Annotated in this window: 11 protein-coding genes and 1 pseudogene; 5 read left to right on the forward strand and 7 right to left on the reverse strand. The window is 44.2% G+C overall.

Features of this window, described 5'->3' with window-relative positions; genetic code table 11:
- The first annotated feature begins 791 nt into the window (after window positions 1-791).
- A complete protein-coding gene (locus tag KO537_RS22710) occupies window positions 792-1,196 on the forward strand; it encodes a hypothetical protein (protein WP_219235993.1) in 405 nt (134 codons plus the stop codon).
- On the forward strand, window positions 1,189-2,100 hold the full coding sequence (locus KO537_RS22715; protein ID WP_219235995.1) for a hypothetical protein: 912 nt from the start codon (window positions 1,189-1,191) through the stop codon (window positions 2,098-2,100). The genes KO537_RS22710 and KO537_RS22715 overlap by 8 nt, the downstream gene beginning before the upstream one ends.
- Before the next feature lie 158 nt (window positions 2,101-2,258).
- Here the strand turns inward: KO537_RS22715 and KO537_RS22720 are convergent, their stop codons facing one another.
- The 3 genes from KO537_RS22720 to KO537_RS22730 all read right to left on the reverse strand — a co-directional run bounded on the left by KO537_RS22720 (window position 2,259) and on the right by KO537_RS22730 (window position 5,222).
- Window positions 2,259-2,591 (reverse strand): hypothetical protein, encoded by a 333-nt coding sequence (locus tag KO537_RS22720; RefSeq protein ID WP_219235997.1) that lies wholly within the window; start codon window positions 2,589-2,591, stop codon window positions 2,259-2,261.
- A gap of 194 nt (window positions 2,592-2,785) precedes the next feature.
- Window positions 2,786-3,868, reverse strand: a complete 1,083-nt coding sequence (locus tag KO537_RS22725) for a DUF1566 domain-containing protein (RefSeq protein ID WP_219235999.1) — start codon at window positions 3,866-3,868, stop codon at window positions 2,786-2,788.
- A gap of 52 nt (window positions 3,869-3,920) precedes the next feature.
- On the reverse strand, window positions 3,921-5,222 hold the full coding sequence (locus KO537_RS22730) for a DUF2628 domain-containing protein (RefSeq protein ID WP_219236001.1): 1,302 nt from the start codon (window positions 5,220-5,222) through the stop codon (window positions 3,921-3,923).
- A 167-nt stretch (window positions 5,223-5,389) separates the two neighbouring features.
- Here KO537_RS22730 and KO537_RS22735 point away from each other — a divergent pair, with 167 nt between their 5' ends.
- Window positions 5,390-5,635, forward strand: coding sequence for a helix-turn-helix transcriptional regulator (locus tag KO537_RS22735; protein WP_219236002.1), 246 nt, complete (start codon window positions 5,390-5,392; stop codon window positions 5,633-5,635).
- On the opposite strand, the gene KO537_RS22740 is transcribed toward KO537_RS22735, so the two are convergent.
- The 4 genes from KO537_RS22740 to modA all read right to left on the reverse strand — a co-directional run bounded on the left by KO537_RS22740 (window position 5,632) and on the right by modA (window position 9,778).
- The gene (locus KO537_RS22740) at window positions 5,632-6,915 is read right to left on the reverse strand and encodes a site-specific integrase (RefSeq protein WP_219236004.1); all 1,284 of its coding nucleotides are present in this window, start codon (window positions 6,913-6,915) and stop codon (window positions 5,632-5,634) included. The two genes, KO537_RS22735 and KO537_RS22740, sit on opposite strands and share 4 nt — an antisense overlap.
- A gap of 238 nt (window positions 6,916-7,153) precedes the next feature.
- A complete protein-coding gene (gene modC, locus KO537_RS22745; protein WP_219236006.1) occupies window positions 7,154-8,239 on the reverse strand; it encodes a molybdenum ABC transporter ATP-binding protein ModC in 1,086 nt (361 codons plus the stop codon).
- Window positions 8,233-8,970: a molybdate ABC transporter permease subunit gene (gene modB, locus KO537_RS22750; protein ID WP_219236013.1), complete on the reverse strand. Its 738-nt coding sequence runs from the start codon at window positions 8,968-8,970 to the stop codon at window positions 8,233-8,235. The genes modC and modB overlap by 7 nt, the downstream gene beginning before the upstream one ends.
- Window positions 8,971-8,986: 16 nt before the next feature.
- Window positions 8,987-9,778, reverse strand: a complete 792-nt coding sequence (gene modA / locus KO537_RS22755; protein WP_219236008.1) for a molybdate ABC transporter substrate-binding protein — start codon at window positions 9,776-9,778, stop codon at window positions 8,987-8,989.
- A gap of 205 nt (window positions 9,779-9,983) precedes the next feature.
- Here modA and KO537_RS22760 point away from each other — a divergent pair, with 205 nt between their 5' ends.
- On the forward strand, window positions 9,984-10,763 hold the full coding sequence (locus tag KO537_RS22760; protein WP_219236010.1) for a TOBE domain-containing protein: 780 nt from the start codon (window positions 9,984-9,986) through the stop codon (window positions 10,761-10,763).
- Window positions 10,764-11,058: 295 nt separating this feature from the next.
- Window positions 11,059-11,299 (forward strand): annotated as a pseudogene (locus KO537_RS22765) (IS4 family transposase); the annotation flags it as partial.
- Between the last annotated feature and the right edge of the window lie 134 nt (window positions 11,300-11,433).

Below are 11,433 nucleotides of genomic sequence, written 5' to 3' on the forward strand. Positions count from 1 at the left end.
GTTGCTTATTTGAAACACATTAGTTTCAAATGTATCAAATTGAAATAATACTTTAGTGCCAATTCTTTTTATGACTTAAATTTATTGATATCCAATAATAAAGAAATGTATTTCGCGGCCATGTTGTTTTTTATTGTGATCAAGTTGTTTTTTATTTGATTTTATTTTGTTTTGTTGCGGTTATTGTTTTTTTGATTTTTATTTTATCATTTAATTGTGTTTTCGTTGGTGGCTTCTGCTTTGTGTTGTGGCACATTGAATCTGGCCCTTTAGTAAGAAGCTTAGACTTTACTCATCTCAATTTAGGAACTCTACAAATTCAAAGCTGTTAAGCGATACTTTGTTCTGAGTTCAGTCTGAGTTGATTTTAAGAGTGAAACATTAAAATTTGATGGGTATGTGACTATTTATGCATATTATGCTGCATAAACTGAGTTTGAGAGAAGTTTGTCACGATAATGCGCAAAGTACGTCGATTAAACGCTAAAACACTCAGAAATTGCACTTTAACTTCTATTAAAGTGCAGATGTCGTTGTTCGTCTCACAAACTCGATATATTCGTCTTAAAGCTGCTTAGTGTTGCGATTTTATGAGTATAAAAGTCATCTAGTAAAGTAGTGGCGATTCAATGTTAAAAGCAATCAGTCTGCGGGAGCGCGGAGCATTGCTTGTAGTGGCACACTGAGTTTCATCACATACTACGTATTGGAAAGCAGAAACTGGCAATAACTCCAACTTCGTCTAAAATATATTCATTACAAATAAGCTTAAACTTTGCTAAGGACTGGCAATGCATTACAGCCCCACCTCAAACCTAGTTCTGCTCAATACGTTTGCTACTTGTATTTCCTTGACTTCATGTACAACAGTACAAGTACTTGAGTCAGGATCAATTACAAGTGAGCGTTATTTTGGAATTCCTTTGATAACAGTCAATGCTGGTAGTGATTCCTTAGCTGCGGTAAGACTTCATGGATTCGGCTTCATGGTATCCGATTCCATTATTTCCCTCGGTTATTTGGACGAGTTTTCAATAAAAAAGGAGTTAAATGATGATCATTGCTCAATGATAATTCTAGTAGAAAATCAAACTGAATCTTTGTCTCTTTTAAAGGAAATTGAAAGCAATAAAGACCTATATATCAACATTTGCGCTGTAAAAACAAATCTAAGCCAAGGAAATGTCAATGATTAAATTCACATCGCTTTACATTGCAATTTTTTCTTTTTTGTTTGGATGTTCTGCATTGGAACAAGCCCCATTGGTTTACACTTCAAAACAAGTTGTTGGGATTGATGTCTCTGCTCCAACAACAGAATCTTCAGGAGTCACTGTAAGTGTCGGTTACAAGAACGTCGACGCAGCTTATGTTCCAGTTGCTGTATCTAAGGAGCAACAAATAGAAGGTCCCCATATAACTGAAATAAAAGAGGTGTATGCGACATATGGACGGGGTGAGCAACAGGATTCAGACCAAAAAACAGACCAACTTCAAGCTGAAAAAGTTAAAAAGCTATATGATGCAATAGCTGCTCAAAAAAACGCAGAGTTAGCTTATTCCAATGCTACGACATTAGTTCAACAACTTGTAACAGCACAAACGTATATAGAATCATTCAATAAATCGTTTGGTGTTGATATTTCACCAGAGGAATCCACTGCTACTCTCAATAGCATCAATGAGGTGTATGTGAAATTAAACAAAAAAAAATTGTCTTCACTTCCCGCTGCAACAAAAATAGACGACATATCAGTTGAACTTCAGGATGCTAAACAAAAAGAAGAAAATGCAAAGATTACATTGGACAACGCACAGAAAATAACAAGTGATGCTCAAAAACAGCTAGCAAAGGCTTTGTTTGTTAACCAGCGGGATGCATTATCAGTTTTCGGGAGTTTTGATAATAAGACTACCGTGGATCAAACCACCCAAATAACTTTCGGTAAACTTTTCTCAACAGGTGTTGCTGCTCAAAATTTAAGTAAAGCAATTGAGCGTTCTACTTTACGGTCCAGTTGTGTAGCAGCTTTAGTTGGAGTGACTGACGAACATTTACGAAAAATTTTACTAAAAGAATGTACCAATTCTTCAGAATAATTTTTCGATTGTATTAATGTACCATAGCGATCATAAAGCAACCTTTGTAGTACTAAGAAAGCGAGTTAAGTTATAATTTCAGCCATTAACCTCTTTAGGGCTCCACCATTTACGTAACAATCCATTAGTTCAAGTGGCTCTTGATAGTGGTTCCATGACTAATGGGCTGAGGCTAACTGTCTCAGGTATGCCGTTAATTCAGAGGGGCTTTCGGTCGCCAATACCACTTCGCTATCTTCACCTGTGTAGATTTCTGGGTCAGTTTCTGTACCTTCATTGATTGCCGTCATCACAAGGTAGCGTTCTTGCCCGAGTTCGCGGCTATCAGGTTCTTCATAGTCGACCCAAAGGACAAGGTACTGAGAACCTGCTTTAAAGGTAAAGCTTGGGCTGACGTCATTGTGCCAACTCTTATCTTTCAACCAAGGGAAATCAGTGAGGTTAAAGCCTAAATTAAAGTCTTCACCAAACTCGCGTTTATAGTGTGTCATTTCAAGCTCCTGAGTTTTATGTCGGTATCCTATCATTTGAAGCCATCTAATGGCGAGGGTATGGCAGGACAATGGCTTGTTGATATTGCCAGTCTCTTATTTACAGAAAGGTATTCATTTCAAAGGTAATCTTTGGACTGGAAGTGGTAGGCATTGCTGCGCTTTACCTGCAATGCCCACCTGATTGGTTATTGTTATTTAGAGACGTTTCTTATTAACCTAACATGCATGTTAACGACTGAATAATTCCAACTCCCGTATCCATGTGCAAAATTAATGTTCCATGCATATCCAATATTGATAACATTGCCGCTTGCAGTAGATGTCCAGAATGGTGCGGCGGGAGTTTGTGGAAACGCAGCTTGTGCAATAACTGGACTGTCAAAATCACCCTCACATACCCCATCGCCAACCTTCCAATATCTTGGTTTGCCTGATGAGCAGTAAGTGAGTAAATTCAGCTCATCTTTTGTCGGTAAGCGCCAATCGGAGTAATTACCATCTGAGTATGACATTGCGTTTGCAACTGCCCAAGTGAAGCTGCTTGCCTTACCTTGGCAACTCTTGTTTTGCCATGTTTGCCCGATACTGCAACGCATCCACATCTGATTGGACAACAAGTCTGTAATGGTGCCATCGCCATTATCAAGATAACGCGTAGCAAGCGAACCATCACCAGTTGGGGTAAATGTAGCGTTGATTTGGCAGCCCGATGTCACTGTGCCTGTGGTGTACTCATTGTTATTGAGCGTGCCATTACAGCCTGTGATGGATTCAATTTGATAGCCGATGTCCGTTGAGAGGTTAAAGTTGGCGTGGGTGTTGTAACTGACATCAATACTCTCGGGACTGATTTGGCCTCCAGTTGTTGCTTGCGTGGTGATTTTATACGTACTGAGTTTGAAAGATACGGTGACAGCGCACTGGACATTTATAACTGCTGTTTTATAGTTGTTTTGGGTTAATGCGCCACCACAACCACTGATATCATCGATTTGATAACCGGTATCGGGTGTCACTGTGAAGGTAGTTGCATGACCGGATTCAACCATGTTGATTGCTGGGCTTATTTTTCCGCCAAGGCTTGCCGTCGCTGGGATGCTGTAGACGGTTGGGGTGACTTGTCCGTTGTCATCGTTGTTGTCACCTTCCGAGCCGCCACAGCCAGCGAGTAATGTTGCTGCGACTATGCTCAAAAGTAGTGGATTTGCCTTTGATGGCGGTGTCTTTATCGACGTTATGGCGAGTTTGATGCTTGCGTGAATGCACTTATTCATAGGTGTTCCCTGTTATGTTGTCCTGATTAAAGCAGGCTGTTGGTCTTGATGATTACTTCGTTACTTGATTGAGGAGGATGTTTTCTGGTGTGAATATTTCGCCGATAGCCTTGTTGAGTGAGTTACTGTAGATGTCATCTAGGGCATAGTTGGCGGTGATATACGGGGTGTACTCTTTACCTTCTCCCAATGACAGTTGCCACTTTGCTGTATTCACTTCAAAGGTATCGTCGAGATTGATGAGAAACTGAATCGTCAATGATGCGCGTGTGACCTGAGAGATAAAGGTTTTATCTACTTTTCCAGTTACCGCTTCAGAGGCTTTTTGACCCACTTGCTTGAAGTGTTTCAGCTTCATATTGCAGGTATATACCACTGTGGTAATGCCATTGCTGGCTTCTTGCTCTACCCAAGCCGTGTTGGCGCAAGGCGTCCATTTATCAAACGCCTGACCTATGTTGGTTTGCTTGTAGTCTTCGAGGAACCCCTCTTTTACATAGAGAATATTTAATGGTTCACCGAAACGAATGCCGAGAATGATTAAGACGATAAGGAACGCAACAAACGTAACAACCGCAGAGGATATGATACCTATCCAGCCCGTCATCCACTTTGGCATCCAAGGCCATATAGTTTCACCAAGCTTGTAATAACGGTAATAGTCATAATTAGCCGTAAGACCAAAGACAATAGAATTGATGATAAAAGGAAGCTTGCTCAGGTTCTTGTCAGTAATGAGTGATGCAACTGCTATGATTATCAGGTTCAGCAGCATTAGCATGAGAAACAGATAAATGCCTTTCTTCCACATGCCCTTAGCGAAGTAGTACCCCGAGCCAAACACAAAAGCGAGCGCATTCATGTTAACCACATTCTGCCCCTTTAATTGCTCCTTTTTAGGCCTTGAGGTATGTGCAGGACTTTTTGCTGAAGCAAAATAGCCCAACTTGTCAGCTTGTCTTAGGTCAAATTCAGCAAACACCTTTTGCCAGCTTTTACTTAAATCATCATAGGACTTCACTGTAGGCTTGGTGGCCGCAGACGGCTTAGCTTCAATCGATGGCTTCGCTACTTGTTGTGGTGTTACAGGTGTTGTGGCTACAGGGGCCGCAGTTGTGGCTTGAGTTGCTACTGGCTTGATGTGGGTAATGATACCCACAGCGTTCAACTTGGCTTTTAGTGCGTTAGCTTCACTTTCGCTCAGAGCTTTCTTAATGCATATCGGATTACCCGAGAACAGTAGGTGTGCTTTTTCCTCGGGGACTGTCAAAAACTTTGCCAGTGCCTGACTCAGCTTATGGCGGTCTTTTCCTTCTGCTATCTCACCTTTAAAAATGACGTTGTAGGAGTTCATTATTTTTCCTTGTGATACGTGAAGAGCAATCGGCTTTGCTAGACATGCAGAACTCAGGTTTGCTCAAGGACTTAAATGAGGACTATATGCACTAAATGCGGATTATAATCCGTGGTTAGTTGGTAAGCAAATTCCCATAGTGGTTGCCTTGTGACGAAGGAGACACTATGAAAACATTAGCGACTGAATTTGGTCATGCGATGCGTAAAATGAGAAAGCTCAGAGGCTTATCTCAAGATGAATTGGCGTTACGTGCAGAGATTGACCGCAGTTATATCGGCCGTATAGAACGAGCGGAGGCGAACATCACGCTCGATATGTTATATAAGATTGCAGAGGTGCTCGACTGTGAGCCACATGAGTTGCTACCGAGTCGAACATCACTAAAAAGTCAGACGTTGCCTAAAGCTTAAATACAGCCTCGCTGTTTGTAGTTGAGGTGCCACTCTTTAAAGAGTGCCGAACGCTTGGTGTCAATTATTCTCTTCCGAGTGATGCTTTTCTCTTTTGCTACGGGGCCACCCTTACCAAGGTCAACACCTGATAGCTCTTTGCTGTACATCTTTGGTGTCACATGGCTGTAGTGCTGTTCAATCATGGCAATGCTGGTGCCACATTGTTTAGCCAACACTTCCATGCTGACGTTGCCTGACATCAGTTGCCACGTAATGTAGGTATGGCGTAATGAGTAAAGTGTTCTAACGCCATGCGGAGATGACTTTAAACCTGCTTCGGATATGGCCTTTTCAAAAGCTTTACCCAGTTCATTGGTGGTTGAACCATCAGCTAAGCGAAACAGCTTGTCAGAAGGCTTTCTGTTCGGGAATCGGTCACGCAATGCATTAACACTGGAAAAGATTTCATCGCGACATATCACCTCCCTTGTGCCTGTGTGCTTAACCGTTTTACCTTTGGTAACCGTAATAGAAAAAACAACATCGTGTTCCTTGGACTCCATTTGAATATCACCCCACGTAAGATGTTCCATCTCAGTCCCAGGTCGAATACCTGTATAGACCGCAAACTCCATGTAATCGATGAGCAGCTCACGAATTTGGCGGGTTTTCTCCTTACGGCTATTTTGCTCAAGTGCTAATACGGCATCGAATGCCTTTTCATATTCTTCATGTGAAAAATGCGCTCGCCGTTGTGAGCCCGCCCCTTTAGTCGACAATGATGGCACTTGGGCTGCCAGCATCCACTTCTGGTTAACGGCTTCTTTGAACACTAACTGCATAGCAGCATTGTGGTTCAGTAGCGTCGACTTTGCTGGCTCACGGCCGAATTGCTCTATTCGCCATTTATCAAATTCACGTAGCTTATCGCTGTCGATAGAGGTGATGTAAATGCGTTCGAAAAAGGGGATGTGATACTTGCGAAGTACCTGCATATAAGTCGTGTACTTCTCGATATCCTTACCATTGTCGATAGACTGTTGCATAGCCTTAATGGCTTTATCTGCCACATCACGAAAACGTTTGGAGCTAACAAAAAGGCCACGTTCAGCCATGAACTCGAATTCCATTTGTAGGCGGTGAGCCATGGCTATGGCTTTCTCTTTTTCCTTTTGTTTAGTCGCTTTGGCAATCCACTTGCCAGCAACTTTAATCCGCGCGTACCAACGTTCGCTATTGTCTTGCAGGTAGACGTATAATTCGTCTGAGATATCGTGTCGTTCGAGTTGTTTGCTCATGGTCAGAGTCTGATGTGGGTTTTGCAAAGAATTTGCAAAGTGCGATAATGATGCCGTAACTTACTGAAAAATAAAAGTGGTTTTAAGCACTATCTTTTCAAAATCCCCCGCCCTTAAAAGCGTGCCAGTTCGAGTCTGGCCACTGGTACCAAATCCTTCTGATGAAGGAACTAAAACCGACCTAGAGTCGGTTTTTTTGTGCCTGAAATTTGGTTTTCGAACGGTGCTCTAGGTTGAACTAGTGGGATTCGGCGATATCCATTTGCGTCATAGTCACGCCTTTGATTTGTGCATAAATCGCTTTGCCATGAGTGAGTTGCAGTTCGTCGCAGGCCCAAGGGGTGATGTTGGCCCAAAGTTCATCGCGGCCTAGGGCGATTTTTAATTGGATTTGCTCGCCGTTATCGCTGGGGTATAACTCTTTAATTTCTCCCTTTAGCAGGTTACGGATACTTGAGCCTTTGGGGATCTCAGTGCAAACCGAGACATGATTTGCCTGAATACGCACTTTGAGTTTCTTCGCCGTTTCAGCCAGATAGCCACTTACCCACAAATAGTTTCCATCATCCATCACGAGTCGCGTCATGGGGTAGTCGGGATGTCTGTCGGCGACCTTTGCACTGAGGAGTGAGCTGAGTTCCTGCAATGGCACCCAAGGCCGCATCTGCTCGCTATTCCACACTTCACTTAAGGCGCCTTGGGCAATCAATTTCCCCTGATGCAGCACCAGCATATAATCCGCCAGTTGTAAGATCTCATCTAGGCTGTGGCTCACATACACTATCGGCAGTTTTAGTTCCTGCGATAAGGTTTGCAAGTAGGGTAGTAACTCGCGTTTACGGGGTAAATCGAGCGATGCCAACGGCTCATCCATCAACAGCATATCGGGCGATGTCAGCAGGGCACGGCCAATGGCAACCCGTTGTTTTTCACCGCCCGATAGCGTGCTGGGATAGCGACTGAGGAGTTTTTCAATTCCCAGTAACTGCACAATTCTATCGAACAAGACTGGGTTAGCTTTACGCACACCATAGTTGAGATTGCCCTTTACGCTATAGTGCGGGAACAGTCGTGCTTCTTGAAATACATAGCCAATTTGGCGCTTCTCTGGGGGAAGGTTCACTTTGCCTTGTTGATAAAGCAGTTTGTCGCCGAGGCGGATTTCACCGCTATCTGGGGTCGAAAGCCCGCCAAGTAGGTTCACGAGCGAGGTCTTACCCGCACCCGAGCGGCCAAAAACGGCTGTCACGCCTTGCAATGGCAATTGGGTATCGACTTTCAGTTGCAACTGTCCGAACCGTTTTTCAATATTGATCCTTAGCATACGCTTGCTGTCCTCTGCAGGGCTTTTTTACTCAGCCATTGGGAGGCGAGTAAAGATGCTAGTGCGATCACTATCGAGATAATGCACAGACGCATGGCCTGATATTCTGCCCCAGGGGTTTCAATAAAAGAGTACATAGCGAGCGGAATTGTACGAGTTTCACCGGGAATATTAGAAACGAAGGTAATGGTCGAACCAAATTCCCCTAGGCTGCGAGCAAAGGCGATAATTATGCCTGACACTATCCCTGGAGAGGTGAGCGGCAGTGTGATGGTGAGAAATACCCGCCATCGACTGCTACCTAAAGTGCGTGCGGCCTGCTCGAGTCGAATATCAACAGTTTCAAAGGATTGGCGTATGGCTCTGACCATCAGTGGGAATGACACTATCGCCGCCGCGAGGGCCGCACCGCGCCAACTAAAGCTAAAACTGATGCCAAACCAATTAAATAACCACTGGCCGATAAAACCTTGGCGGCCCATGCTGATCAGCAAGAGGTAACCCACTACCACGGGCGGTAACACCAGTGGTAGATGGAGCACACTGTCAAATATAGCCTTGCCAGGAAACTCGACCCTTGCCAGCAACCAAGCGCATAAAATACCCAAGGGTAAACTGGCGATAACGGCAACGGATGACACCTTTATACTGAGTAGCAGTGCGGCAATTTCATAGTCGCTTAAAAGAGAGCCACTTAGCATAGAGCCGCTTAAAAATGAGCCGCTTAACAAAGAACCACTCAGCACCCTAATTCACTCCAAAGCCATATTTCTCAAACACATTTTTTGCGCTTGGGCCCTGCAGATACTCATTGAACGCTTTGGCGCTTGCGGTCGATTCTTGTTTGACTAAGGCGACAGGGTATTCAATTGGGCTGTAACTCGTTTCTGGGAAGGTGCCAACGATTTTGATCTTTTGAGCGACTTTCGCATCGGTTGAATACACTATGCCAAGCGGCGCTTCACCCTGTTCAACCAAAGCGAGGGCGGCACGGACATTGTTAGCACGGGCGAGTAAGGGCTCAGCGGCTTGCCATAGCTTGAGGTTTTCGAGGGCTTGCTTGGCATATTGTCCAGCGGGTACATGATCTGGGTCGCCAACAGCCATACGACTGCCTTTTAATGCGGCTTTAATATCCCAATCGCCATTGAGCACGACTTCTGTGATGGGACTATTTTTCTCGGCAATCAAGACTAAGGTATTTTTTAACAAGGTTTTTCGGCTGCTAACATCGACCGCTTTAGCATCGACCAGATAATCCATCCACTTTTGATTCGCCGAGACAAACAGATCGGCGGGCGCACCATTGGCCACTTGTTTTGCCAGTGTTGAAGAAGAGGCGAAGGAGAATATCACCTTAGTATTGTGTTCTTTTTCATATTGCTGGCCGATTTCGTTAAGGGCATTGGTGAGCGATGCCGCTGCAAAAACAGTCACTTGCTCATTGTCTGCCGCAAAAATTGGGCTAGATGTCAGTACGATTGTGAATAATGAAGCCGTGGTAAAACGCAGTAATTGCTTAAGGTGAATGGATTTCATTGTGTTCCTCCGTGATAAAAAGTGATCGTTATATATCAATCTATATATCGATCATTCAAGCCCTAAGCAATCAATTAGTGATCTGTGTGCGGTTTCTTGCGGATTAATGGCATTCATCCGCTGAAATATCTCGGCAATCTTATTGGTATCCTCAAGACGATGAAGGACAATAGGACTCAAGTCAGACTTGGGTGCTGGATAGACGATGGATTTACATGCATTACTTACGCTTTCCCTCGGGGATAAGCCCTTCGCCAATCCTAGGCGGATAAGCCTGCTTGAGCAGGTTGCCAACACAGGCTCGATTAGCCAAGGCGCCAAGCTTGCGGGGATCAGTTATAAAGCGGCGTGGGACGCGATCAATGAGATGAACACCGCCATGCCCGAACCCGTAGTGTGTAGCGAAAAGGGCGGCAAAGGCGGTGGCGGCGCTAAACTCACCGAATTTGGCGAACGGTTGCTTAAGGTGTATTCCATCACCTCCCAAGTACAAGAAATGGCTTTGGCTGCCTTGCTCGATGAATCCGTCGATATGCACAGTTTATTGGATGTGATGGCGCATTTCTCCCTCAACACCAGCGCCCGCAATCAGTTAACGGGTCGTATCAATAGCATTGATTCATTTGGATTAAATGACAAAATCAGCGTGACCTTAGCGGGCGGACAACAGATTCAGATTTCAGTGACCCATTCGAGCCGCGAACGCTTGCAGTTAGCCCTGGATAAATCTGTGTTGTTACTGTTTAAAGCCCCCGCTGTACTGGCGACGACTTATGCCTGTGAAGTGGATGGGCAAAATTGCTTAAGCGGTTGTTTGCTGAGCGTGACTGAACTTGGCGATAAGGCCGAATTAGCCATAGATATTGATGGCAAAGACATCATCTATTCAGTGATGCCACTCACCCAAATGCAGAGTTTGGCTGTCGGCGAATCATGTTTCGCCTGTTTTGATGCCACGCAGGTGATCCTCGCCAGCATGAATTAGTCGAATTGAATAATTAATTCGATTAATCATTGGGTTATTCACTGGGGATGGCCAGTAACTTGGCGTTATTGTTGTCGAATGGGATCGTTCGTTTTTGTATTTAAATCAAGAGTTGACTCAAAGGGGGAGCAACAGCAATCCTTTCTTGGATCTCCTTTGCCAAACAACGTCCATGTTTAACTGTCAGTTCACCATCTCAGGCTCTCGTTCGTAACACTGCTACACAGCACGGTCGCTTATCTATTCATCAACATTGATAGCTTCACTAACTTAACTCATTTAGGACGGCACATCGATAGCCTTGTTGGTGTAACAGGCATTTTTGTGGGTAGGGTTATACGGAGAAATGCAGTAATTACAGCGGCACTTCCAAGCAAACACGGTGAAGAAACTGAATGTGTTATCGATAGTCAGGATGGGGCAAAGAACTGTTACGGCGACGGCATGACTATTCCATATCAGCAGATGACGCGCTTTGTGCTGTGAAGAAACAGGCTGAACTCTCATTAATTCATGACTGTTGGGGTTATGAATTATTAGGGGATCCTACTGTGCTCTGCTCTGAAGAATCCCCTGATGATTTACATATAAATCATTAGATTGGAGTGAACTTACACCTTGAAGTGTGATCTGATGGAAGTGCGAACAAACATCAATCACAGGGCTTCAA

Origin of the sequence: Shewanella sp. NKUCC01_JLK, from assembly GCF_019345615.1 — a bacterium.
GTDB classification, from domain to species: Bacteria; Pseudomonadota; Gammaproteobacteria; order Enterobacterales; family Shewanellaceae; genus Shewanella; species Shewanella oncorhynchi.